Origin of the sequence: Bifidobacterium goeldii (assembly GCF_003951095.1) — a bacterium.
Taxonomy (GTDB): domain Bacteria; phylum Actinomycetota; class Actinomycetes; order Actinomycetales; family Bifidobacteriaceae; genus Bifidobacterium; species Bifidobacterium goeldii.
Map to the genome: position 1 here is coordinate 533,326 of NZ_QXGL01000001.1, position 24,981 is coordinate 558,306.

18 protein-coding genes are annotated in these 24,981 nt (G+C 55.6%); 5 read left to right on the top strand and 13 right to left on the bottom strand.

The window, feature by feature from the left end; all coding sequences use genetic code 11:
- Positions 1-21 precede the first annotated feature (21 nt).
- From D2E25_RS02410 to D2E25_RS02420, 3 genes are all read right to left on the bottom strand, one after another.
- Complete coding sequence (locus tag D2E25_RS02410) at positions 22-243, bottom strand: helix-turn-helix domain-containing protein (RefSeq protein WP_125979425.1); 222 nt, start codon at positions 241-243, stop codon at positions 22-24.
- The gene (locus tag D2E25_RS02415; RefSeq protein WP_241216938.1) at positions 243-821 is read right to left on the bottom strand and encodes a DUF2975 domain-containing protein; all 579 of its coding nucleotides are present in this window, start codon (positions 819-821) and stop codon (positions 243-245) included. Before D2E25_RS02415 ends, D2E25_RS02410 begins: the two co-directional genes overlap by 1 nt.
- Positions 822-957: 136 nt before the next feature.
- Positions 958-2,160 (bottom strand): MFS transporter, encoded by a 1,203-nt coding sequence (locus D2E25_RS02420; protein ID WP_164514670.1) that lies wholly within the window; start codon positions 2,158-2,160, stop codon positions 958-960.
- Between the two features lie 314 nt (positions 2,161-2,474).
- Between D2E25_RS02420 and D2E25_RS02425 the strand changes: the two genes are divergently transcribed.
- The gene (locus tag D2E25_RS02425; protein WP_125979426.1) at positions 2,475-3,920 is read left to right on the top strand and encodes an aspartate ammonia-lyase; all 1,446 of its coding nucleotides are present in this window, start codon (positions 2,475-2,477) and stop codon (positions 3,918-3,920) included.
- A gap of 116 nt (positions 3,921-4,036) precedes the next feature.
- On the opposite strand, the gene D2E25_RS02430 is transcribed toward D2E25_RS02425, so the two are convergent.
- The 3 genes from D2E25_RS02430 to D2E25_RS02440 all read right to left on the bottom strand — a co-directional run bounded on the left by D2E25_RS02430 (position 4,037) and on the right by D2E25_RS02440 (position 8,761).
- A complete protein-coding gene (locus D2E25_RS02430) occupies positions 4,037-6,352 on the bottom strand; it encodes a DNA gyrase/topoisomerase IV subunit B (protein ID WP_125979427.1) in 2,316 nt (771 codons plus the stop codon).
- A 64-nt stretch (positions 6,353-6,416) separates the two neighbouring features.
- The gene (locus D2E25_RS02435) at positions 6,417-7,850 is read right to left on the bottom strand and encodes an RNA polymerase sigma factor (protein ID WP_125979428.1); all 1,434 of its coding nucleotides are present in this window, start codon (positions 7,848-7,850) and stop codon (positions 6,417-6,419) included.
- A 224-nt stretch (positions 7,851-8,074) separates the two neighbouring features.
- Positions 8,075-8,761, bottom strand: a complete 687-nt coding sequence (locus D2E25_RS02440; RefSeq protein WP_125979429.1) for a DUF4192 family protein — start codon at positions 8,759-8,761, stop codon at positions 8,075-8,077.
- A gap of 210 nt (positions 8,762-8,971) precedes the next feature.
- On the opposite strand from D2E25_RS02440, the gene D2E25_RS02445 reads away from it, so the two are divergent.
- The gene (locus D2E25_RS02445) at positions 8,972-10,078 is read left to right on the top strand and encodes a polyprenyl synthetase family protein (RefSeq protein ID WP_125979430.1); all 1,107 of its coding nucleotides are present in this window, start codon (positions 8,972-8,974) and stop codon (positions 10,076-10,078) included.
- A 64-nt stretch (positions 10,079-10,142) separates the two neighbouring features.
- The gene (locus D2E25_RS02450) at positions 10,143-12,431 is read left to right on the top strand and encodes a Stk1 family PASTA domain-containing Ser/Thr kinase (protein ID WP_125979431.1); all 2,289 of its coding nucleotides are present in this window, start codon (positions 10,143-10,145) and stop codon (positions 12,429-12,431) included.
- A gap of 129 nt (positions 12,432-12,560) precedes the next feature.
- Here D2E25_RS02450 and D2E25_RS02455 read toward each other — a convergent pair whose 3' ends face one another.
- Positions 12,561-13,277 (bottom strand): lysophospholipid acyltransferase family protein, encoded by a 717-nt coding sequence (locus D2E25_RS02455; protein ID WP_125979432.1) that lies wholly within the window; start codon positions 13,275-13,277, stop codon positions 12,561-12,563.
- A gap of 60 nt (positions 13,278-13,337) precedes the next feature.
- On the opposite strand from D2E25_RS02455, the gene D2E25_RS02460 reads away from it, so the two are divergent.
- Positions 13,338-13,916: an NfeD family protein gene (locus D2E25_RS02460; RefSeq protein WP_125979433.1), complete on the top strand. Its 579-nt coding sequence runs from the start codon at positions 13,338-13,340 to the stop codon at positions 13,914-13,916.
- Between the two features lie 106 nt (positions 13,917-14,022).
- Here the strand turns inward: D2E25_RS02460 and D2E25_RS02465 are convergent, their stop codons facing one another.
- From D2E25_RS02465 to D2E25_RS02490, 6 genes are all read right to left on the bottom strand, one after another.
- The gene (locus D2E25_RS02465; RefSeq protein WP_125979434.1) at positions 14,023-15,336 is read right to left on the bottom strand and encodes an ABC transporter substrate-binding protein; all 1,314 of its coding nucleotides are present in this window, start codon (positions 15,334-15,336) and stop codon (positions 14,023-14,025) included.
- A 20-nt stretch (positions 15,337-15,356) separates the two neighbouring features.
- Positions 15,357-16,274 (bottom strand): carbohydrate ABC transporter permease, encoded by a 918-nt coding sequence (locus D2E25_RS02470; RefSeq protein ID WP_241216940.1) that lies wholly within the window; start codon positions 16,272-16,274, stop codon positions 15,357-15,359.
- Positions 16,267-17,199, bottom strand: coding sequence for a carbohydrate ABC transporter permease (locus tag D2E25_RS02475; protein ID WP_206430715.1), 933 nt, complete (start codon positions 17,197-17,199; stop codon positions 16,267-16,269). Before D2E25_RS02475 ends, D2E25_RS02470 begins: the two co-directional genes overlap by 8 nt.
- A gap of 259 nt (positions 17,200-17,458) precedes the next feature.
- Entirely contained in the window at positions 17,459-18,505 is a 1,047-nt protein-coding gene (trpD, locus tag D2E25_RS02480; protein WP_125979436.1) for an anthranilate phosphoribosyltransferase, read from the bottom strand.
- 219 nt (positions 18,506-18,724) lie between these two features.
- Positions 18,725-20,290, bottom strand: coding sequence for an MFS transporter (locus D2E25_RS02485; RefSeq protein WP_125979437.1), 1,566 nt, complete (start codon positions 20,288-20,290; stop codon positions 18,725-18,727).
- 179 nt (positions 20,291-20,469) lie between these two features.
- A complete protein-coding gene (locus D2E25_RS02490; RefSeq protein ID WP_164514672.1) occupies positions 20,470-22,485 on the bottom strand; it encodes a glycosyl hydrolase 115 family protein in 2,016 nt (671 codons plus the stop codon).
- A gap of 193 nt (positions 22,486-22,678) precedes the next feature.
- Here D2E25_RS02490 and D2E25_RS02495 point away from each other — a divergent pair, with 193 nt between their 5' ends.
- A complete protein-coding gene (locus D2E25_RS02495; RefSeq protein WP_164514673.1) occupies positions 22,679-24,934 on the top strand; it encodes an extracellular solute-binding protein in 2,256 nt (751 codons plus the stop codon).
- The last annotated feature ends 47 nt before the right edge of the window (positions 24,935-24,981 follow it).

Sequence of the window (24,981 nt, forward strand, 5' to 3'; positions counted from 1 at the left end):
ACTCGACACACGTTGCAAACGCTAGTCTTCCACCTGTGGCCCATCCGAGAATTCGAGAATATCGCCAGGCTGGCAGTCGAGAACCTTGCAGATCCGATCGAGTGTGGAGAACCGGATGGCTTTGGCCCGACCGTTTTTGAGTACAGAGACATTCGCCGGTGTGATATCAATGTGTTCAGCTAGCTCACCGACGCTCATCTTGCGCTTGGCGAGCATCACGTCGAGGTTCACGCGAATCGCCATCAGATCACCGCCTCGAGCTCATCATGCTGTGCGATCGCAGCCACGAGCAGCGATCGCATGATAAGCATGAGCAGAATAAACGCAGCAACGAGCAGCAATGCGACTAGACACCCAAGCTCCACCGCAGGCATAGTCACAGCGGCAGGAAAGCATTCGCCACTCGTCGGATCGCAGTAGTCGAACTGCGCGAACATACCAAACAGCAGCACGAACAGCACCAGCGCGCCTTCCGCAGCGGCGCATCCGATGATCATGTTCACCCAGAACACGGCCTTGCCAGAGAACACGTCGTGTCGTCTGGCCAGATCCAGCAGACGCCACAACGGCACCATGGCGACCTCGAAGCATGCGACTCCGAGGATTCCAGCGATCGTATACGGCCAGCGTGCTGGAGCCGTCTCGGGATACGTCAGCACAACATCGCCGGCGACCACATAGCAGGCATACTGCCCCCATAGGCAGATCAGTGCAAACAGAACGATCAGCGCCTTAAGCGCGCCAATCGCCCACGGATGCTCTTCACGCCACATGGTCGACCGCATCCCGGACGACCCGTTCAACCAATTTGCCGAACCCATGACGGCCACCCTCCCCCAACAAGACAATATCCTATCGAAATTCGATTATCAATAATCGTAATTCGATACTAATCTATCGTTTTTCGATATGCAATAACCCGCACGCAATCATCACACACCACCACACCACCGCCTGTCAGCTGCGCTTGCGACGTAGCGACTCGTGCATGAATGCCATCAATGCAAGGAGCACCAGTAGGTAGAACGGGTAGAGCGAGATCGTCACATACTGTGCAATCAGGCCAAACACCGGCGGCATGGCGAGTGAACCAACATAAGCACTGGCCATCTGCACGCCGATAATCGCCTGCGAGTTCTCCTCACCAAAATACGTAGGCGTCGAATGAATAACACACGGATAGATCGGCGCACAACCGAGTCCGATCGTCACCAAACCGACCACAGTCCCCCAGGTCCCAGGCAGCGGCAAGGTAACCAGCAACACACCGAGCAACAGCACGCATTGGCCGATGCGAATCATCACAGGGTCGCTGAAGCGCATCGTCATAAAGCCGCTTAGCGCACGACCGATGGTGATGCCCACATAAAACAGGCTAGCGAAGGAAGCCGCAGTGGTTTTATCAACACCGTCGTGCATCACCATGTAACTGCTAGCCCATAGGCCGGCAGTTGATTCGATTGCGCAGTAACAGAAAAACATAATGAGAATTTCTTTGGCACCGCGAATGGCGAGTACACCAGAAAGTCCTAACGGTTTGCGTTCGGTAGGCACGGTCGTCTTAGCATTACCGTCAGCACTACCCGCAGTACCCGCCGCGGCCGGCACTGCCGTACGCGACTTCCACATCGGCAGGCTCAGCACCAGTACCGCAGTGAGCACGATCTGCATGATGCTGATATATCGATATCCCCAGGCCCATCCTTGGCCGCCAGAAAGCGCAAATCCCATGATGTATGGGCCGAGCGAAGCACCCACACCCCACATACAGTGCAGCCAGCTCATATGCTTGCTTTCATAATGGATCGCGACATAGTTGTTGAGCGCTGCATCAACACCACCGGCACCAAGACCGTACGGGATTGCCATGAGCAGCAGCACCCAATAGTTTGGCGCCACCGAGAAGCCAAACAGCGCCGCAGCGGTCAATCCCACAGAGATTGCGGTGACTCGACCAGCGCCGAGCTTGAGCGTCATACGATCACTGAGCAGTGCGGAGATGATGGTACCTGCGGAAATCGTCATTGAGATTCCACCCGCCCACGAAACGGGCGCGCCGAGATCTTGACTCATCGTCGGCCATGCTGAGCCAAGTAGCGAATCCGGCAATCCTAAGCTAATGAAGGCCACATAGATCACAGCAAGCAACAGGTTGACCATATCCCCTCCTTACATCACGCGCGCTATCGCACACACAGACAATAGATAAATGTACGTTCGTACAAACCATAGCGAATATTGAAGATAATTACCAGTTGGTAGCCAATGGTCGTGTCGCGACACGCCGATCAACATCTACATCAACATCTGCGACACCCTTCACACACCCCACCAGCACCCTCATCAATCGCCAAATCGGCGCGTCAACCCAATTCGCGCACGGCGAATACACCAAGAATCAGCCAATATCACGCATGATTAACTCAGAAGTATCCACCCGTGGATCAGGACACATCGCCATAAAGGAGCGTCAAATGATCACGAAATCCGGCCACAATACCGCCAATACCCGCATAGAACACGATTGCATCGGCGAGCTCGAGGTACCGGCCGGCGTCTACTGGGGTATCCACACGCAACGCGCCATCGGCAATTTCACCGTCTCTGGTATCCCCGACTCCGCGCACCCGCAGCTGGTCAAAGCCTACGCAACCGTCAAACGCGCCTGCGCCGAAGCTAACGCTGAACTCGGCCTCATTGACAACAGCAAAGCGCGCGCCATCGTCGCCGCATGTCTTGAGATTGAAAGCGGCAAACTCGCCGATCAATTCCCCGTTGACGTACTACAAGGTGGCGCTGGCACTTCCACCAATATGAATATCAACGAAGTTATTGCCAACCGCGCGCTCGAAATCATCGGCCATCAGCGTGGCGACTACGCTGTCATCCACCCGAACGACACGGTAAATCACAGTCAATCCACCAATGACACGTATCCAGCCGCATGCAAGCTCGCGCTCATCGACGCGCTCAACCCGCTTGCTGAGGAGACGAAGCAGCTCGCCACATCGTTCCATACTCTGGCCGACCGACATATCAACGATGTAACCATCGGCCGCACGCAACTGCAGGACGCCGTGCCAATGACGTACGGCCAGGAATTCCACGCATTCGCAAGTTTTTTGAAAACCGATCTTGCTGAGCTGGAGCGCGTCGTACCGCAGCTGATGACACTCAATCTGGGCGCTACAGCCATCGGCACTGGCATTTGTGCTGACTTGCGCTTCCGCAAGGCAGCCACTGAGCATTTGGCCCGTATCACGGGCCTGCCAATCACCGCTGCACCCGACCCGATAGCCGCGATGACCGACATGAGCGCGTACATCGCTGTCTCGCAAACCGTGAAGAATCTTGCCATCCATCTAAAGAAAGCAGCAGACGACCTACGACTCCTCAACTCCGGCCCGCACGACGGGTTCAACGACCTGAACGTGCCAGCACGGCAGGCTGGCAGCAGTATTATGCCCGGCAAAGTAAATCCAGTGATTCCCGAATGCGTGGACCAGTGCTGTTTCATGATCTTCGGCATGGACACGACCGTCACATGGGCCGCCTCCGAAGGACAGCTGCAACTTAACGCATTCGACCCGGTGATTATTCACGCGCTGCTTGGCGGTATTGATCTACTCACGAATGCGATGGCAATGTTCCGCGAGCGTTGCGTGGATGGCATCACGATCAACGCCGAAGTAGGCCGCCGGTACGCCGAATATTCTCCGTCGATCGCCGCCACACTCAACGACGCGATCGGCTACGAGCATGCGGCTGACATCGCTAAGGAAGCAGCGGTCAGTGGCCGTTCTGTGCGCGAGGTTGCTGGTGAACGTACCGATCTGCCGGCCAGCGAGCTTGACGCGTTGCTTGACCCGATCTCTCTGTCGCGTAGGCTCGGTCAGACGTGCCGCGAACGGCACGAGTAACGCCGCACATCACGCGCAATCACGCATCAATAGCAATGGGCCTGCGCAAGCAGAATGTCTGCTCGCACAGGCCCATCGTATGTGCGCCGGATCGCGCACAATAGGATTCGCTTCGATCAGGTGTCGATCTTAGAACGATCGAAATCGTCGGCGTTGTCGACAATGAACGCCTTGCGCGGCGGCACATCGTCGCCCATCAGCAGGCTGAAGATACCGGCAGCCTGTGCAGCATCCTCCATGCGGATGCGGCGCAGCATACGCGTGCGCGGGTCCATCGTCGTGTCCGCCAGCTGGTCGGCATCCATCTCACCCAAACCCTTGTAACGCTGGATGTCCGGATTGTAGGAGATCTTGCGCTTCTCAAGGTCAGCGAGTTTGCCAGCAAGTTCGTCGTCGGAATACGTGTAAATATATTCGCCCTTGTGCGAGCCGGCGAGCGCGATGCGATGCAGAGGCGGCACGGCGGCGTATACGTGCCCATGCTCAATGAGCGGGCGCATATACCGGTAGAACAAGGTGAGCAGCAGAATACGAATGTGCGCGCCGTCAACATCAGCATCGGTCATCATGATGACCTTGTTGTAGCGCGCCTGTTCGATGTCGAAGCTTGCGCCGGAGCCGGCTCCGATCACCTGGATGATCGCTGCGCATTCCTTGTTGGACAGCATCTGGCTCAGCGACGCCTTCTGCACGTTGAGGATCTTGCCGCGGATCGGCAGTAGTGCTTGGAAGCCGGAGTTGCGCGCGGCCTTAGCAGTACCGAGTGCGGAATCACCCTCGACGATGAACAGTTCGGCCACGTCGTCGTTGCCCGGCTGGCAGTCGGACAGTTTGGGCGGCATGGATGCGGATTCGAGCGCGTTCTTACGCCGTGTGACCTCTTTAGTTTTGCGCGCTTGGATGCGCGCGTGCATTTCGCCGACGATCTTCTCGAGCACGCGGCCGGACTGTTCCTTGTAGCCGCGCTTGGAGCCGGTGATCATCTCGCCGAACTGCTTGTCAGTCATTTTGGTGACGATCGGCTTGACCTGTGCAGTTCCAAGCACGTCCTTCGTCTGGCCTTGGAACTGGGGTTCGGCGATGCGCACGGTGACGACAGCGACGAGTCCAGCCGTGATGTCGTCGCGTTCGACGCGCATGTTGGAATCTTTGAGATTCACCTTGAGCTTGCGCGCATTGTCCTCGACAGCTTTGCGAATCTGCTTGGTGATGCCGTTGAGGAAGCCGTCGACGTGCATGCCGCCGCCGGGCGTTTCCACAACGTTGACGAAGCTGCGCATGACGGTGTCGTAACCGTTGGTCCAGCGCATCGCAATATCGACACCGCAGGTACGTGTGACCTTGAGCGCGTGTAGTTCGCCGCCTTCGCCGACGGCCTGCGTCTCCTCCTCATAGGTGTCCTCGCCTTGGATGCGCCAAATGTCGGAAACAGCTTCGCCAGCTGAGAGAAAATCGACGAAGTCTTTGACACCGCCGGTATGGCAGAATTCTTCGACGCGACGGTGTGCGTGACCGGCAGCGTCAGCCTTGGCGATGGCTACTGCATGAGACTGCGTAGCATGTTTCTGCGCCTCAGTAGCGTCAGTGTCAGTAGCGTCATCACTGTCAGCGCTGTCATCAACAGTCTCGTCAGCAGTTTCAACAGCATCAACGGTGGAGTCAGCAAAACGCTCATCGCGCTCATCGACTTCATGCAGCTCGTCGATCTGATCATCACCGGTTTCCGGAATATTCTCATCAATAACCGTGATTTTCAGCCCCGGCACCAAAAAACTGGTCTGGCGCACACGGTCAATGAGCTGCTCATAGCTGAACTGCGCAGTGTCATTGAAAATCTCCGGATCAGCCCAGTAGCGAATGCGCGTACCCGTGGTTTTCGGACTGACCTTGCCAATAATCTCCAGCTCAGTTGGCTTGTTCTTACGCGTGCGCTTGAATGGCGAATCCGGTGAAGGATGCGTAGGATCAGCATCCGTGTACACGCCTGGATGACCCTGATGAAAAGCCATGTGGTGGGTTTTCCCATCACGATCAACTTCAACATCAAGGCGCGAACTCAACGCGTTCACTACCGACGAGCCAACACCATGCAAACCGCCTGCCGCGTTATATGACGCATTACCAAACTTGGCGCCCGCGTGCAGTTTCGTGAGCACGACTTCAACGCCGGTGAGCTTGGTTTTAGGCTCGACGTCAACAGGAATACCACGACCGTTATCTGCTACTTCGATAGAACCGTCGGTGTGCAAGGTGACGGTGATACGGTCGCATGCGCCGGCGAGAGCCTCATCCACAGAGTTGTCGATGATCTCCCACAGGCAGTGCATGAGTCCCTGGCTGTCAGTCGTACCAATGTACATACCAGGGCGCTTACGCACCGCATCAAGGCCTTCAAGCACGGTAAGACTGTCTGCACCGTAGGATTCAGGCATAGTTCTCCTTGTTTGCTCCAGGTAAGACAAAAAACGTGCTCCCTTGTGGGGAGCACGGAGAGGATCATTGATCCAAGAAGTCGCGCAAAGTTTGCGAGCGCGAAGGGTGACGCAGCTTCGACATGGTCTTCGACTCGATCTGACGGATACGTTCACGAGTCACGCCGTACACGCGGCCAATATCGTCAAGCGTCTTCGGCTGGCCATCTTCAAGACCGTAGCGCATCTTGATCACGCCGGCTTCACGGGGGGACAGCGTTTCAAGCACCTGCTTGAACTGCTCTTGCAGCAGTGAGAATGCGACTGCGTCGGACGGTGCGATAGCGTCGGTATCTTCGATCAGATCACCGAACTCAGAATCGCCGTCCTCGCCGAGCGGAGTGTGCAGTGAGATCGGCTCACGGCCGTACTTCTGCACTTCTTGCACCTTCTCAACCGGCATGTCAAGCTCGCGTGCCAGCTCATCAGGCGTAGGCTCACGGCCCAAATCCTGCAACATCTGGCGCTGCACACGGCTCAGCTTGTTAATCACTTCAACCATGTGCACAGGCACACGAATCGTACGCGCCTGATCAGCCATAGCGCGGGTGATTGCCTGACGAATCCACCAAGTAGCGTACGTGGAGAACTTGAAGCCCTTCTTCCAGTCGAACTTCTCGACTGCGCGAATCAAGCCCAAGTTGCCTTCCTGAATAAGGTCGAGGAAGAGCATGCCACGGCCGGTGTAACGCTTTGCCAGCGAAACAACCAGTCGCAGGTTAGCTTCGAGCAAGTGGTCCTTAGCTTTCTTGCCGTCGTTTGCAGCCCACTTGAGCTCACGCTTGCGCTTAAAGTCCATCTTGTCGGATTCAGTGTCAAGCAAGTGCTGCGCGTACAAGCCAGCTTCGATACGCTCCGAGAGGTCAACTTCCTGCTCAGCGTTCAACAGGCTCACGCGGCCGATCTGCTTCAAGTAGTCCTTGACTGGATCAGCGGTAGCGCCAGCAGCAATAACACGGCGCTTCGGATTGCCCGATGGCGTCAGATTATCGTCGTCATCGTCATCGCGTACAACGAAAGCGCCCTTCTCCTTCGGAGTTTCGACTTCTTTACGAGCCCGCTCATCGCTGTCCTCGTCGTCGTCATCCTCCGACTCGTCTTCATCGTCTTCGTCGTCGAGATCATCCTCGTCGTCTTCGTCATCAACGTCCGTGTCGTCCACGTCGTCGAGATCGTCGTCGAGGCTGTCAACATCAGGCTCGTCGACCTGATCGTCGTCAAGATCCTCGTCCGTTTCTTCAACGCGAGTCTCTTCCTTAACCTCGGGCGCGGCTTTCTTCGCCGTGCGCGTGCGCGGGGTCTTGGTCGCGGTCGTCTTACGTGCCGTCGAAGTCTTGCCTTTGCCTGCCGTGGCGGTCTCCTTCTTCCTCGTGGCGGTTTTGCGCGCGCCGGTGCTCTTGGATTTCTCGTTGGCTTCCGCTTCGTTCACCGTCGTAGCTTTCGTGTCCTTCGCAGCCAAACTCATCCTCCTGCTTGTTCTCGCCAGCCGTGCTTATACCACAATAGGCGCACTTCTGGCAAGGGCAAATCGTCAACTATTGGAGTTAACCATCTTCCTAGGACGATTATTCCCATAGCCGGCATCTTTCCGCGCGCCGCACAGTATGTAACACGATGCAACACGCTTGAGCACCAGCGCTTACGCGTTGTTGAGGCTTACCTCACTTGCCTCGCTTATCTCACTTATCTCAGTGAACTGCCTAGTGGCTGTCCGTCACGCCAAGCTGGCCCTGTTCCTCGTTGAATCGCTGAACAGACAATAGCCGCTAGCGTGCACTCATCATCCAACATCAAACATTGCAAAGCGAATGTAACCGCGCGCCGATCTCCAATCCACCATAATGCGTACGCAATAATTGCCAGCGGTTGGATACCGAATCGTTCCGGTAGTGCGCCGATCATACTGGTGAGTAAATCGACGCCGGTCAAGCATCGGCGTATGTCAGGGCGGCGTTGGTCATCGGCGAATGCGCGATTGAGTTCGCGATACATGCGACGTTGCACCGCTGGATCATGAGGCCGTGCAGCAAGTTCAATCATTACTTCGACATCGGCATACGTTGGCACAGCAATCAGTGAGAGTACGAGTGCGTCGCGAATCGAAAGCACTTCATTCATGCCTACAGCTAGCGCAGCAACCGCTTCAACATCTAATTGTGATTCGCCGTGTTCGAGCGCATCAGCCCACCAAGCAAACGGCGAGCGCACCCAATCGTGTGTTGCAATGCTCGCGCCTCGGCAACGTCGATCTTGCCGATATTGACTAGTGAGCTGCGTTAACCGCTGCGATGAGAGACGTTCTACTGCACTGTATTGCTCGCTGGGCACATGCAATTCGTGGACAGCAGATGCTGATTGTTTCAATACCATGACAATCCCCCTTGATTCATGGAGCCCGCATTGTCACTGACAATCACGGGTGTATTGGTACGGCTGATTTCCCCGATCAACCGCATATGTCTACTATGCACTATCTTCGCCATTTACCACGCGTTTTTTGACCTATGTGGTCGAAGGCTTATCAGCGTTGGAAATCCGCCAATCTTGTATTCGTAAAACCTTGTGGATAACCTCTTAGGTATGAGTACTGCATCGGATTTGAACCTTATCGAACCGCGTATTGGCGTTTTGGTGGACCAGTTTGCGCGTGTTGGCAGCAATGAGTCGATTGCGCAATCGTGCCGAATGGTTATGGACACGGTCACTCGACAAGCGGTTGTTTCCAGTGAGGGAGGCAAGCGACTGCGCGCGCTACTGGTACTTGATGCATTCGATGCAGCACAGCATGCTCATGTCAATGAGTCTCAATCGTGTCACGCTGATACTCCACGTGATGCGGTTGTTGACTTAGCGTGCGCTATCGAAGTGTTTCAAACTGCAGCGCTCGTGCATGATGACATTATTGATGAGTCTGATTTGCGCCGTGGCAAACCGTCAGCGCATCGCGCGTTGGAGTCTGCTACGCACAGTGCGTCAATCGGCCGTGGATTAGGCATTATGTTAGGCGATCTGCTGGCTACCGCTAGTGTTGATATTGCCAATGCTGCAGCGCAGCGCATGAACGCCGATGCTGGCGCTATTGTCTCAACGTTCTTAACCATGCACCGCGAAGTGGAAATTGGTCAGGTACTTGATCTTGCTGTCGAGTTGAATCCGCTTGATAATCCTGAACAGTTGGCACAAGCGTCGTTGAATGTTTTCCGTTGGAAAACGGCGAGTTATACGACGATCGCTCCGCTTGAATTCGCACTATTAGCAGCTGGGTTTTCGCCGGATGTTGCGCGCAACCATGCGATGGCGATTGGTTTGCCGCTCGGCCAAGCTTTCCAGTTAGCAGATGATTTGTTGGATGTTATTGGTTCGTCGCGCAATACTGGCAAGCCGGTGGGCGGTGATATCCGCGAAGGTAAGCGCACGGTACTGTTGGCGGATGCGCTGGCTCATGCTAGTGATGCGGATCGCGATGAGTTGATTCGTTTGTTCGAAGCTTCAGCGCGCAGCAACGCTGACGTACAGCATGTGATTGCACTGTTTGCTTCTACTGGTGCGATTGACCGTTCGCGTGAGCGTATTCGCACGTTGTGGGCGCGTTCGAAGGCTGCAGTGTATGAACTTGGTCTTCCTGATGAGGCGACGAACGCACTCGTCACAGCATGTGCACGTTTCGTACCGGATTTTGCCGTGTAGGATTCGCGCCACCATATACACTGGGGAAAGACGATTCGCGTTTGAAGGAACCTTACGAACAACCATGAGTGAAGCCGCAGCCACGCCGGAAGGGCAGACGATCGAAGGACGCTATCGCGTCATCCGCAGGATCGCGGAGGGCGGCATGGCCACCGTGTATGAAGCGGTGGACGAGCGGCTTGAACGTACGGTCGCGATCAAAATCATGCATACGCAGCTGGCGCAAGGTGCTCACCGCGCGCAGTTCGTGGAGCGCTTCCGCCGGGAAGCAAAGTCCGCCGCCTCGATTGCTAACCCGCATATTGTGCAGGTGTATGACACTGGCGAGTTTAACGGGCTTGACTATCTCGTTATGGAGTATGTGCATGGCGTGAATTTGCGTCATGATATGAATCTGCAGGGCACGTTTAGTGTGCGGGAAACGTTGCGTGTTATTTCTGAAACGCTTGACGGCTTGGCTGCCGCACACCGTGTGGGCGTGGTGCATCGTGATATTAAGCCGGAAAATATTCTGCTGAATGATCGCGGGCACGTGCAGATTACTGATTTTGGTTTGGCTAAAGCTGCGTCTCAAGCTACGCTCTCGTCTACTGGCATGCTGCTGGGTACGGCCGCGTATTTAGCGCCGGAGATGATCGAAAATAATCAGGCAACCAAGCAGGGTGACTTGTATTCGGTGGGCATTATGGCGTGGGAAATGCTCGCTGGTGATGTGCCATTCACGTCGGATAATCCTGTCACGATGGTGTTTAAGCATGTGCATGAGGATGTGCCGTCTGTGGCAACAGTCTGCCCTGGTATTGACCCGCGTGTTGCCGCATTTATCGCACATTTAACAGCTCGTGCGGTTAATGATCGTCCTGCGGATGCGGCCGATGCATTGCACGAGTTGCAACAGTTTACGCCACAACTCGATATGGCCGCATGGCAGTATCGTAAGCTGCCGGATGATGCACGTCAGGATGCGCATGAGTCCACGGTGCCGGCGCTGGTTGGCACAATTCCAGCTCCTCCTGCTCCCCCAGCTACGCAGGTGTTGCCGAATACCGTGCCGGATACTGTGCCGGATACTGCTGGCAGCGAGGAGAATGGTTCAACTACTGCCGCAGGTGCAACTCCTGTGCCTTCTACGCCTGGAGCAGCGGTTACCACGCCCCTAGCACCCGTACCACCGGTACAAAACACGCCAGTGGTAACGGATCAGACTGCCACGCAAGTAATTACCTCGCAGCCTGGAAGCACCACGCAATCGATTGACTTAGCGGCAGTTTCTGATCCTGATATGCCGAGCTCGCCGTCGCATAACCTTCCTTTCCCAACTATTTCTGCGCAGAACATGCCGCACAGCGCGCAACACAACGCGCAGGTTGATAGGCCGCGTAAATCTCATAAAGCGTTGATTATCACGCTGGTTGTTGCTCTTGTTGTAGCACTATGCGCTGGCGGTGGCGGTGGAGCATGGTGGTATTACCTTGGTCCGGGCAGTTATTGGACAGTGCCGCAGCCGACTGACGTCACCTGTGTTCAGGGAGAAGCATGTTCTACTGCTGGCGCATCATGGAGCACGTATAAGAGCACGTTGAACGTGGCGAATATTCCGTTCAAGGTTTCGCAGCAGTACAGTGATGATGTTGCACAAGGTGCGATTATTACCACGAGTCCGAAGAATGTTGGCGATCATATTAGCAAGCGAAACAACGATCATTTGAGCGTTGTAGTGTCGCGCGGTGTCAAGCCCGCAACGGTTCCAAGCGATATTGACGATCCGAACTCAGCCAATGGCAAGGATCCTCTGGCTGCGTTGCAAGCAGCTGGCTTTACGAATGTTACGCGTGATGAATCGCAGGAGCAGTATTCGCAAACGCTGCCTGAAGGTACGCTGCAATCCATTAGCGTCGAACCGGGTGCTACTCTGCCGCATAACGAGAAGATCACGGTAGTCCTGTCGAAGGGGCCAATGCCGGTAGCAATGCCTGACGTCGTCGGCAAAACGCAGGACGAGGCGATGGCTGCGTTGAATGAAGCCAAGCTCAAGGTCACTACGTCTGAAGCGTACGATGACAAGGTACCCGCCGGCAGCGTGGTTTCTGCGTCGGTGAACGCTGGTTCGCAACTGCATTGGGGCGATGCTGTGTCGTTGGTGATTTCCAAGGGACCTGAGATGGCCAACGTGCCGAACGTGGTTGGTCAGAACAAGGATGCGGCGACCAAGACGCTGCAAGCACTTGGCTTTGACGTAAAGACGACTGGTTTGAACATTCTTGGTTTGGTACAGCAGCAAAGCGCTACCGGTCAGACTCGTCTGCGTGATGAGAATGGCAAAAAGACAGTCATCACACTGACTGTTGTGTGATGATGAGTGATTACTAAGCGCAATCATCACTGATTTATGCGCATATAGTTTGGGCAGCTTTCCAACAATGTGGAGAGCTGCCCAAACTAGTATTGTTGTCGTTTTCCGGCACTTCTAGCGTCGAACATGTTACGCCTGCTGCTGTTCGCTCGCTTCCGCTGTTTCAGCCTCAGCCTTTAGCCGTGCCTTAACTTTTTGCGCGTATTCATCCACGTACTCTTGTCCGCTGAGCTTTTGAATCTCGCGCATCAGACGGTCGGTGAGTTCGCGTGCTTCCTCATGCGTGATTTCATCATCAGCCTTCTTCTCAACTGGAATCGGCTTGCCATAAATCACTTGCGTTTTACCCTTGCCCGGAATAATCTGCCCCGGCTTTTGGATTTCGCGCGTGCCAATCAGCGCAGTAGGCACCAGCGGGCAGCCGGTTTCCAACGCAAGACGCGCGGCCCCTGTGTGGCCACGGTACAAGCGGCCGTCGGGACTACGTGTACCTTCGACGTGAATACCGAACAGATGACCATCTTCAAGAATCTCACGCGCATGAGCGAGCGCACCCAGCGACTTGGAGCCACCTGAACGGTCCACGGGGAACACGCCGACAGAAGTGAACCACCACTTCTTGAACTTGCCTTTAATGCCCTTACCTTCAAAATATTCAGCCTTGCCCATGAAATGCACCATGCGCGGGCAGGTAATCGGAATAAGCGCATCATCAATAACGGCGAGATGGTTCGCAGCAATAATCGCTCCACCATGACGCGGAATGTTTTCCAAGCCGTGCGCAGTCGGGCCCATACGACGACGAGCGACCCAACCGAAGCCCTTAACAAAGAACCAGTACAGCACGATTGCCACCTCCAACGGTTTGCGGCGGTTTGACTGGCCGCTTGATTACAGTAGGACTATATGACCGAGAACCACAATAGCAATGCGGACAGCGAGCGTCCAAACCCCACGCCGCAAGATGGGCAGAATTCCAGCACGTCTGGAGCTGGCGACGATTTGGATTGGGCAGCATTCGCAGCTGAACATGCCGATGATCTTGATGATGTAGCGCGTTCCCGTAATGCGCGGCGTTTTGAACGTCATGCGCAGCGTAAAGAAAAAGAAGCACTGCTATCAGTGAATGATCTTGACGCTGGCACGTTTACGGACGATGTTGTTCCATTGCATCAGCGTGGTCCACGCGATCACGTGGGTTCTAGCTGGCTTGACACTGACGATGTGATGGATCAGTATGGTGACGATTTTGTGCCGCCGAATCCAAAGATTGGGCATGTTCAGGCTTCGAAGCTTGTGTTTTGGATACTGCTTCTCGTTGGCGTTGCTGGCATTATTGGTTCAGTGTTCGTTCCAGCACTAGCCGCTATTTTGGGTTCTGTGTTCGGCGTATGCGCGCTAATCGGTGCGGCTGGCTTGATTTTGCAGCATAAGGGGCACAGTGAGACGCGTACTAACCCGTTTGATGATGGTGCAAGGGTGTAGTCTGCTGGCACACGTATGACGATGCCATCATTGTTTGAGTGGGGGGTGCGGTTCACTACGTGTGTGAACCGCACCCCCCACTCGTATACGTCTTGGCCGCAACACCTTACGAAGCAAAGTCGATAGACTCTTGCAGTTCGGCAATCATAGCTTTTGCCGCGTCTAGGGCTTTACGTTTGCCGAAGACAACATCTTGCTGATAGCGGATGATGGTCTTATCAAGTTCGGAAGCACCATTGGGCGTAATCGATGGAGAGGTACCCAATGTGGGCTGAATCGTATCAACGAAGTTAAGCGCTGTACGATCAGTTCCCGACACGCTGTTCGCTAGCGTATGACGGATATCGTCATTGGATGGAATGCCGCGTTCTGTGCCGAGGATCGTTCCTGCTTGCTTGTTGTTGATCAAATAGTTCACGAGCATAGCTGCTTCAGCTGGATGCTGGGAGCTCGAGGAGATCGACCAGTACATGCCGGGCTTGAGATACATGGTTTTTGCTCCCGGGTCGATCTGCGGCAGTGGCACAATCGACATGTCATCGGTGCCAGCTGCTTGGGCGTAAGGCGTAATCATCGTGGCTTGTGTGATCATCATCGCCTGTTGGCCTTTGCCAAAGTCGCTGTCGTTGAGTGTCGCAGCACTGTTTTCACTCCACCGTTCGCGACTGCCTTCGACGCCGTTGCTAGCCCAGTCAGCAGGCAATTGTAGAAACGATGCGAGTGTTTGAGGTTGAATGACGATATGGTTGCCGTCGAACAGTTTTTCGCCGTGCTGGCGCGCCCACAATTGCAAGCCATAACCGTTATTTGGTGCCAGTGAGCCGATGATTGTGCCGTTGGACTTTTCGGTGACCTGTTTGGCGAAGTCAGCGAATTCATCCCACGTCCAATGGTCAGTATCGGGCAGTGTGAGCCCAAGATTGTTGAGAATCGTGTTGTTGACGATGACGCCATATTGTGCGGTGGTGGCGGGGGCAGCGACCTGTTTACCTTCGACTTGCCCCATTGATTTGAGTGAATCGCTCATACCATTGAGTTCAAGATATTTCGACGCTGTATTGAGGTCGAGAAGCGAACCCATCGAACCGTAGAACGAGAGGTACAGTTCGTCCATTTGCATAACATCGGGCGCGTTGCCGCCTGCCGACTGTACAGCGAGCTTGTCCCAGTAGCCAGTCCAGTCGGAGTATTCCATGTCAACGTGAATGTTCGGATGCAGTTTTTCGAAGGCCGCAACCGCTTGTTCGGTGGTTTCGACGCGCGAGTCACCGCCCCACCAGTCAAGGCGGATGGTCACGTCGCCATCCGATGCCACAACTGGCACGTCAGAGGCACCGACCGAGCTGCCGCACGCGGTGGTGACGCACAATGCCACGGCCGCCATCACAGCTGTCAAATACTTCTTCCATAAACGCTTCATCTTTGAATCACTTTCAATGCTTACTTACCACCAGTAGTGGCGATGCCTTGGACTAAATACTTCTGCCCGAACGTGAATACGAGGAACAGCGGGATCAGGCTGATAACGCTCATGGCGAACATGGGGCCGTAGCTGGATTGGGACTGCGAGTCAATAAACGTGCGCAAAGCAATCGGCACAGTGTACATGTCGGGTTTGGTCAGGTACAACAACTGACTGAAGAAGTCGTTCCAAGTCCAGATAAACGTGAAAACAGCACAAGTACCGATAGCGGGTTTCATGAGGGGCAGGAGGATCTGGAAGAAGATGCGAATGTGGCCGGCACCGTCGATGTTCGCCGCCTCGTCGAGGTCGCGAGGCAGCCCGCGTAGGAACTGATAGAACAGGAAGGTGAAGAAACCGTCCATGGCGAGGAATTTAGGGACGATGAGCGGCACGAACGTGTTGATCAGGTGCAGTGAGTTCCACATGATGTACTGCGGGATGACGATCACGTGGATCGGAATCATGAGCATGAGCAGCATGAAGCCGAACAACACGCCGCGGAATCGGAAGTGTAATCGTGCGAACGCGTACGCGGCCATTGAGCAGGTGAGAATATTGCCGATGATCGCGAAAACGACGATGATCAGCGAGTTGAGAATGTAGCGACCAAACGGATAGCTCAGTGCGTTCCACCCAGCGACATAGTTTTCCCAAACAGGTTTGGTGACGAGCAATCCCATATTGGTGAAGATCTCGTTTTGTGGGCGCAGGGAGCTGGCAATCATCCACAGGATTGGGTAGAGCATGAGGATGGCGAGCAGCAATACCACGATCTGTTTGATAATGGCGCTGATCATGCGAACGGCAGCCCTCCCCCGGTTGGGATTCATACCGTGGCCGGAACCGAGTTCTGCGTATGCGCTGGTTGTCGTAGTTTGTGTCGTGTCAGTCATCGTAATGCACCCAGAATTTCGAAAGAGCAAAGTTCATTCCCGTTAGCGCGGCCACGATCAATACCATGATCCATGCCAGCGCGGAGGCGTATCCCATGCGCAGGGAGGCGAATCCCTGCTGGTAGAGGTAGAGCGTATAAAACAATGTGGAGTCGCTTGGCCCTCCGGTTCCACCGGAGACGACGTACGCCTGCGTGAACGTTTGGAATGAGTTGATGACTGACATCACCAGGTTGAAGAAGATGATCGGTGAGAGCATCGGCAGCGTGATCGACCGGAATTGCCGCCATGTGCCGGCACCGTCCACGCTGGCAGCCTCGTACAGTTCGCGCGGAATTTGGCGCAGACCGGCGAGGAAGATGACCATCGGAGAGCCGAACTGCCACACGTGCAGAGCCATAAGCGTCCAATTGGCAGTATCCGGGTTTGCAATCCAGCTCATCGTCGTATCGATGCCGAAAATCCCAAGAAAGGCGTTGAACAGGCCGTCAGCACCAAACACCATTTTCCACAGGACTGCTACAGCAACCGAACCGCCAAGCATGGATGGCAGATAAAACGCGGAACGGTAGAACGCAAGGCCCCTCATGCCGCGGTCGAGCAGCACAGCGAGAGCGAGTGCAGCGACCAGTTGCAGCGGCACGGAGACGATCACATAGGTGAGCGTTACGGTAAGCGAGTTAATAAACCTTGGGTCGGCGATCATGTGCCGGTAGTTCATCAGGCCGACGAACTGCGGCGGTTTAATCATGTTGTATTTGGTGAAGGAGATCACGAGCGAGTACAACATGGGGATGAGGCTGAGGCATACTGCGCCAATAAGCCACGGCGCAAGAAACCCCAATGCTACTTTGGTGTCGGCTGGCTTGTCTTTCGGCTTATGCCGGTTGTTGACCAGCACTCCGAATTCCGCAAACGAACTCACAATGTCCTCCTGCTCGGTATCGCCATCATTGGCTCGATGCCATTCACGATAGAGGCGCGAAGCAGACCCCCTATCCGTGTTGCCAAAGTTGCCAAACTGGTTGCCAACGCACATTGGCTCGCAGACGGAATAGGAGTAAGAACATACCTTCAGTCATAACAAAGGCCTCTTCCCGAAGGAAGAGGCCTTATCGTGTCAGCCGAACCGCAGCAATAAACAACGGTCAGCTAACCCGCACACACTATGCTCTTGCGAGCGTTCACGCCTTGGACTTAGCGGTTGCAATCCACTTGTCGAGCAGTGCCGCAGCCTTGCCGGAGTCAACTGCATCTTCAGCAATCGCGTATGCTTCCTTGAAGCGCTCAGCTAACGTGCCCTCGCCAACCAGATGACCGTCAGCTACGATGGCGGATGCAGCGTTGAGCAGCGCGGTGGTGCGGGCTGGAACATCCTTACCAGCCAAGAAGTCACGGAATGCAGCAGCGTTAACTTCAGGCTCACCGCCCTTCAGCTCGGCGACGTCGATCTTGGCAAGGCCAAGGTCCACAGTCGGGTCGAAATCAGTTTCAGTCACCTTACCGTCGCGAATCTCCCACACGGAAACCGGGCCAGTAGGCGCCAACTCATCAAGACCCTCATGCGAGGTGTACACCATGCCAGACTGGCCGTTAGCAGCGTATACAGCAGCCATAATCGGGCTAACCTCACGCTTCGCGCAGCCAATAGCCACGTGCGCAGGCTTTGCCGGGTTGGTCAGAGGTCCCAGCACATTGAACACGCACGGAATACCGAGCGCAGCGCGAATCGGGCCCACGAAGCGCATGGCCGGGTGGAAGGTGCGCGCAAACGCGAACGTAATACCCACCTCGTCGCCAATCTCACCCACTGCTTCAGGCTTCAAATCCAGCGGCAAACCGAGTGCTTCAAGCACGTCGGCGGCGCCGCACTTAGACGATGCCGCACGGTTGCCGTGCTTGACGATCTTCACGCCAGCAGCCGCGGCCACAACCGAGCCCATCGTCGACAGGTTCACGGTAGCGAAACCGTCACCGCCAGTGCCGACGATGTCGGTGGTTTCACCGGAGACCTTCAGCGGCACAGCGTGCGACACCATGGCCTTGGCAGCGCCAGACACCTCCTCAGGAGTCAATCCCAGCTGCTGCTGCATAGCAAGCGCAGCACCCACAGCTGCCGGATTTGCGTTGCCCTTCATCAGATCATCGACGAACCATTCGGATTCCTCGGCGCTTAAGTGGTCTCCCCCGACCAACTTGGTGAGAATCGACTTCCATGTGATCTCTGCCATTGTTCCTCCTTGACGCTGGAAGGCGCCGTTTAGCTAATATCGCCGCTCATTGTAGTGGCCGAACGTTTCACTGAGCATGATCTTCCATATAGCAGAACAGTCCGGAGTCTGCTCTCGTATGAGAAGACTCCGGACTGTTTGAGACTGGTGGCGATCGTGTCTGCAACCACGACCGCCGCCAGTCACACGTCACGAGTTATGCGTTACGCGTGGTGCTGATCACTCAGTGGTCTGCGGCCAGCACTGCTCGTACTTGATACCGGTGAGCTGTTCGACGACCTTCTTAGTAGCAGGATCGACGTCAGCCTTGCGGCCACCGGCCTTCAAGCGGTCGATTTCCTTGAGCAGCACAGCATCGGTCTTCTTGTCGAGCTTCATCGTGAAGGAGATGATCCACGCTACGGCCAGGCCGGCGATGATCCACCACACCAGCACAGTGCCGATGGCGTTCACAGCCTGCTCAGGCTGCGGCTTGCCAGCCTTGAACGCGTCCTCAACAAAGCCGTTGGCGCCGAGGAACCAGCCCCAGGCCATCGCGGACAGGCCTGCGGTGATCTTACGAGCGAACTGCTGGAAGCCGATGTACAGGCCGCCGCGGTTCTCGCCAGCCATGATCATGTCAACATCCGGGATGAACGGGAACACGTTCCACGGAATGAACCAGGTCATAGCGCGGAAGATAAGCCACCAGACCATGACCACGTACAGCGCGGTGTTCCAAGCTGCGGTGTTGTTCTGAGCGGCGGTCTGCCACAGGCCCCACAGGCCCAGGAGGCCGAGGATGGCGCCGGCGAAGTTCAGGGAGAACATCTTGCGCGGTCCAAGCTTGGCAAAGATCCAGCCGAAGACCGGCTTGAGCGGTTCACCAATCAGCGCCATACCCAACAGAGCGGAACCGAAAGCGACCGGCTTGTTGAGGTTGTAGAGCACGAAGAACAGCCACACCTGGCCGAAGATGTCCAGGAAGGACTGGCCAAGCAGGTAGATGAGGATGTGCTTGCGGAAGGTCTTGTTGCGCAAGGTGGAGAAGTAGCCCACGAAAATGTCAGCCACGCCCTTGAGCCACTTGCCGAAGTTGAACGGTTCCTTCTGCTCCGCCTCGATAGTTGCCTCGTCGAAGCCGGCTTCTTCCGGGGTCAGCTCCCAGGTGGACTTGTAGGCGATGAACACGAACACAGCGAACAGTACGATGAAGAAGCCCATCGAGATCGTGTAAGAGGAGCTCTGCTTGTCACCAAGCGCCTTGAGGAAGGCAGCCATACCCAGCGGGATCACAGCGGTGGAGATGCCGGAGAACAGCATTCGCGTGGTGGAGAGCATCGTGCGGCCGTTGAAGTCGGTGGTCATCTCGTTCGGGAGCACCGAGTACGGGGTCATGATGAGCTGGTTGGCAATGATCCACAGCGCGTACACGATGAAGTACGCCCAGAATGGCAGACCAGGCACAAACATCAAGATGGTGACCAGCAATGTAGGCACGCCAAGCAAGATCAGGAAACGACGGCGGCCGAACTTGCGACCAATCTTCCACTTGTACAGATTGTCGGACAGCGTACCGAAGATCAGTGCGGAGAAGGCGGCGAGCATCGTTGCAATACCAACGATGGAGCCAGCCTGCGCAACCTTGAGCCCTGCGAACGTGGTCCAGAATAGGGTCAGGTACGTGGCGATCTGACCGAAGCCACCGCCGTAAAAGTCGCCGAACGCGTATCCGATTGCGTTGAGCAGTGTAATTTTGCGTCCCTGAGGCACGTTAGCCTTGGGAGTGGTTGCCTGCTGTGTCATTGCAGCATCCTTTCCGTATCCGGCTCCGGGAGGCACCCCGAAGCCGGATTTTTCTTGTGTCCGTGAAGGTCGGGAGGCACCCCGATTCCCCACGGTTTCGAATCCCTGTGGATTTTCTTCTCGTATGAGGCAAATGTTTGCGCTGATGATCCGGTTCCTTCATCGGAAGCCAGTTCGCGTCACTTGCCCCACTTGGATTTCATGGCGGCGAAGATCTCGTCGTCGGTCGGGTGGTTCTCCATGTTCATGATCACGAACACGTCCTTCTCCCAAGCCGGGTAGCAGAAGTCGCGCAGCCACTGGTAGTAGTGCGGGCCGTCACCCACGCAGCGCAGGTAGCCCATCAGCTGCTTCGCAACCCAAGCGGACTGCTTGATGTCAGTCAGGCAGTCATTGCGCCAGAAGCCAGCCCACTTGCCGTGTTCGCGGTCGCGCATTGCGCGGTCGCCGGCGGTGAACTCTTCGGCCGCGAGTCCGGCGTCGTAGAACGCGTGCTGCCAGTCCTCCTCATATCCGGCGAGCAGTGCGTCGCACACGTGCACGGATGCAGCCACTGAGTGCTCGTAGATGCCGACCTCGACACCGATCGAGTCGCGGATGAGCTCGGCAGCGTCTTCTTCACCGCGCAATTCGGCGGCAATGGCAGCCAGCTCTACCTTGTCGGCGAGCGCCGCATAGCGAGCAACAGCCGGAGCGATCAGATCGCGGTAGAAAGTGATCTGCTCCTTGAGGCTGGCAGCATCGTGCATCCAACGCAGATCTTGCGCGGGGGCTTGGCGGTCGCGCAGCCACTGGGTGATGAGCATGCGCGGCACGTGGTTGAAGTACTGTTCGCCGGCGTGGTCATCCCAGTTGGGTCCGTACTGGACGGCGGCCTTCCAGTATTCTTCGTACAGGTCGAACACTGCGTCCACGTTGTCGTCACCGTAGTAGTCGGCGATGTAGTCCTTCGCGGTCTTCTCGAAGTTGATCTTGCCGTCGCGCCAAATTGCAGCGATGAAGTTGAGGAAGTACACGTGCGGCTTGATGTTGGAGGCGTTGACGATCCATACGTCGTCACCACCGTTGACGATGACATCCTCGAGCTCCTTGGCGACGAGGCGCGGGTCGTTGGTGATGTCGGTGGTGTGGTTGGCGGCCTGCAGGTCATAAAAACTGGCGTGGTAGTAGATGCCGTTGTCGCCGTCGTTTGTAGGCATGGCGGGCACGCGCGGGTTGTTGTTTTCCTGACGGCGGGAGACCATGCGGCCGAAACCGTTGTCGGCCCAAATCTTGGCCACCTGCTTGGGGTACGTGAGCACGCCTGCGCGGTAGAGTTCCATCGCTTCGCCGTACAAGTAGATCACGCACTGCGCACCCGGGTCGGCTTCCTGCACCATGTCGTACTGGCGCTGGATGATCTCGGAGAGCAGCTTGCCGCGAGCCTCGTCGGTGGCGTAGCGCGGGTCAAAGTTCCAGAATGGCTGGTCGCCTTGGCCGCGGAAGCCGAGCGTCCACACGGTGCGCTTGCCTTTCTGCGCTTCGATTGCTTCGCGCCACAAGGCTTCGAAACGAGGCTCTTCCTCAGGCCACTTGGGCTGTACACCCGGGTAGGCGGCGGCGAACATGCGTGCGCCGAGCGGGCACGCATGATGCTGGTTGATGTAGAAGCCCATGTCTTGTGCGAGCTTCAAGTGTGGCTCGCCGCGCTGGCCGGAGCCGGGGATGACCATATTGCCGCCGAGACGGTACACGGTCTCAAACGCCAGTCGCCAGGTCTTGTCGAGGTCGTTGTCAACCTTCCAATCCTCGAGGAGTACTTCGTCGTTGATGAAGAAGCCCTTGTATTTGACGGCGGTTGGCTTGCTGGTGAGCGTGAAGTCGTCGGCGAGTTCGATGGATGGCACCGGCTCGAAACGCTGGTCGTTCCAGAACCAGAAGTCCTTGACGCCGAGCACTTCGCGGCTGACCGCGTACAGGCCGTAAATAAAGCCGAAGTCGTCGCCAGCGTGGATCTCAAGGTTACCGTCCGCCACACGTACCTCATAGGTTTCCGGATTGTGCGGGCCTTCGACGAGCACGATATTGGCGCCGGGGGTCTCGGACGGCGCAATCGTGGCCTTCAGGTCGCGCTCGACATCCTCAACCGCAAACGATACGGCCTTGGATGGCGCCGCACCCGTTACCCGCGTGGCGGCTGTGATGGATATAGACATGGTTCCTCCAGGTGAACTTGTCTGCTGCTTGTTTTGTTGCGATTCCTGCGCTCCTACGCGCTGGCGTTTCGCTGACATGTTTTATATTCGTCTGATTCAGCACCCCCATTGCACTTGTTGCCAAAGGTTGCCATAATGTTGCCGAGCAGTTGAAATGTCATCCACAGTGCCGGAAAGCCAGAAGGAACCTACCATGGCAAATGAGCGACGCAAAGCAACTATTTATGACATCGCGCGCGAGGCCGGCGTCAATCCCTCTACGGTTTCACGCGCGTTGAGCCAGCCCGGTCGCGTGGCAGCAAAAACTGAGTTTCGCATTCGCCGTATTGCTGAGCAGCTCGGCTATCTTTCGATGGATGCCAGTGACAGCGATGAGCTACTACCATCCACTGGCATGATGGCGGTTATCGCGCCCACGCTCGCCAATATGCTGTATGCCTTTACTGTCAACGCATTGCAACGTCGTCTTGACGCGCGCGGCTATGGCTTAATCACTCTTGATACCGACGGTAAGCCAGCTGCTGAGCGTAAAGCCATGTCGTATGTCATGCGCAATGTCGACGGTGTAGTACTACTCTCCTCGAGACTAAGCGAACCAGATATCCGCCGTATTGCCCTTGTTCGCCCGGTTATCCTACTGAATCGTGCCATTCCAGGATTGAACAGCGTTACCGTTGACGTGGCACAAGCTGTTGATGATGCTGTTCGCAGACTCAAAGATAGCGGTCACTCTTCTATCACGTATCTTGCAGGCCCGGCAAGTTCATGGTCGAATGAGTACCGCCGTCGATATATTCGCGCAGCAGCCTTCCGCTATGACATGACCTATCGCGTGGTTCGAGAATGCGCGCCTAATATCAGCGGTGGCGTGCAAGCGCTTGAGCAATATCTCATTCGCCCTACTGACGCAGTGTTCGCTTTTAATGACGATCTTGCTGCCGGGTTTATCGACGCTGCAAAACGCAATGGGTTGCGTATTCCTGAAGATGTTTCGGTGATCGGCTTCGACAATATCGCTACGGCGAAGCTCATCTCTCCCTCATTGAGCACTATTGATCTGAAAATCAACGATATCGCTGAACATGCTGCTGACGCGTTAGTCAGCGCAGTACGCAATCCTGCCGGTGCAAGACCTTCTACTATCTCGCTCAATGCTGAGTTTGTCGCGCGTAATTCGATGAGCTTGCACAAGCGTTCCACCATGAAACTTGGCCCTTACGCAGAAATCCGGCGTTCAAGTGACGTGGTTGCACTCACGATGCTCTCTAATGCGTTTAACGAAACGCTACCGCGTATCAACGAATTCATGCGTATCCACCCGCATATTGTTATTGATCCAATCGAGGGGCGCACGCAAGAGAACACGCTCGCCTTGTACTGGGAGCGCGTAATCAATCATCGTTCTGTACCTGATCTCATCAATCTTGAACGAACAGCGCTCCCCCAGCTTGCCGCATCCGGCGCATTGCAAGATCTATCCGACACTGGTATTGAAGCTGAAACTGCGCCACTTGTCGACAAGGCTGCATGGCGTTCAGCACACTATGCAGGCAAACTCTACGGTATTCCTGGAGATCAGTCGCAGACCGTGATGTTCTACCGCGCTGACTTATTTGATAAATATGAGCTCACACCACCAGCTACATGGGATCAGCTTTACGAGGAAGGCGTAGCGTTACATGCGCGCAATCCGCAACGCTATATGAGCATTCTTGATACTACGAACGTGCAGCATTACTTGTCGTTCTTCCGCTCAGCACGCGTACAACCGTGGCGTGTGGAAGACAACACCACGATCGCTTTCCATATGACCGATGAGCTCATGGTTTCTGTGGCGGAGTTTATTCAACAATGTCTCGATGATGGTGTGCTTGCCGCAGAACCAATGTGGAACAACCGGTACATGCTGCCTGATTCTGGCAAGTATCTCACCGTAACGTATGCGAATTGGTTAGGTAAGATTCTTGCTGCCTCGTATCCGCAAGATAAAGGTCATTGGAAGGTGGCGCTACCGCCCGCATTCGTTGATCCAGGTAAGGTGCGCACTGCAGAAATTGGTGGCTCAACCTTGGCAGTAAGTGCAGGACTGCCGAAAATCCGTTTGCAAGCAGCACTAACATTTATTCGCTGGTTCCAACTTGATCCAGCATCAGTGGAATTACGAGCGCCAGGCGGCGTGTCTGCGGCGGCAGGCTATGTGGAAGATTTAACACGACGCGGTACGGTAGATCCGTATTTCAATCAGCAGATTTACGACGTGTATGCGAAATCAGCTGCACGTGTGAATCGCGATTGGGATAATTTGCCGTTCTATAGCCAGCTCAACGCTGAGTTCATGCGACTGATCGTTCCCGCATTGCACGCGGGCGGCAATAGTGCAGCGTTACTTGGCGAATGGGAGCGGCGACTCAAACTGTACGCTGTCTCGCAGGGCTTCACCGTACGCTAGCTCGGGCAATACCCCTACCCATGGGGATTTCATAGTCAAGTATAGGG

Bases quoted from the DNA above. Each gene is read 5' to 3' on its own strand.
- D2E25_RS02460 (WP_125979433.1), top strand. From the start codon at position 13,338: ATGACCGAGAACCACAATAGCAATGCGGACAGCGAGCGTCCAAACCCC.
- D2E25_RS02445 (WP_125979430.1), top strand. From the start codon at position 8,972: ATGAGTACTGCATCGGATTTGAACCTTATCGAACCGCGTATTGGCGTT.
- D2E25_RS02425 (WP_125979426.1), top strand. From the start codon at position 2,475: ATGATCACGAAATCCGGCCACAATACCGCCAATACCCGCATAGAACAC.
- D2E25_RS02430 (WP_125979427.1), bottom strand. From the start codon at position 6,352: ATGCCTGAATCCTACGGTGCAGACAGTCTTACCGTGCTTGAAGGCCTT.
- D2E25_RS02470 (WP_241216940.1), bottom strand. From the start codon at position 16,274: ATGACTGACACGACACAAACTACGACAACCAGCGCATACGCAGAACTC.
- D2E25_RS02495 (WP_164514673.1), top strand. From the start codon at position 22,679: ATGGCAAATGAGCGACGCAAAGCAACTATTTATGACATCGCGCGCGAG.
- D2E25_RS02410 (WP_125979425.1), bottom strand. From the start codon at position 243: ATGGCGATTCGCGTGAACCTCGACGTGATGCTCGCCAAGCGCAAGATG.
- D2E25_RS02490 (WP_164514672.1), bottom strand. From the start codon at position 22,485: ATGTCTATATCCATCACAGCCGCCACGCGGGTAACGGGTGCGGCGCCA.
- D2E25_RS02450 (WP_125979431.1), top strand. From the start codon at position 10,143: ATGAGTGAAGCCGCAGCCACGCCGGAAGGGCAGACGATCGAAGGACGC.
- D2E25_RS02420 (WP_164514670.1), bottom strand. From the start codon at position 2,160: ATGGTCAACCTGTTGCTTGCTGTGATCTATGTGGCCTTCATTAGCTTA.
- D2E25_RS02465 (WP_125979434.1), bottom strand. From the start codon at position 15,336: ATGAAGCGTTTATGGAAGAAGTATTTGACAGCTGTGATGGCGGCCGTG.
- D2E25_RS02415 (WP_241216938.1), bottom strand. From the start codon at position 821: ATGGGTTCGGCAAATTGGTTGAACGGGTCGTCCGGGATGCGGTCGACC.
- D2E25_RS02485 (WP_125979437.1), bottom strand. From the start codon at position 20,290: ATGACACAGCAGGCAACCACTCCCAAGGCTAACGTGCCTCAGGGACGC.
- D2E25_RS02440 (WP_125979429.1), bottom strand. From the start codon at position 8,761: ATGGTATTGAAACAATCAGCATCTGCTGTCCACGAATTGCATGTGCCC.
- trpD (WP_125979436.1), bottom strand. From the start codon at position 18,505: ATGGCAGAGATCACATGGAAGTCGATTCTCACCAAGTTGGTCGGGGGA.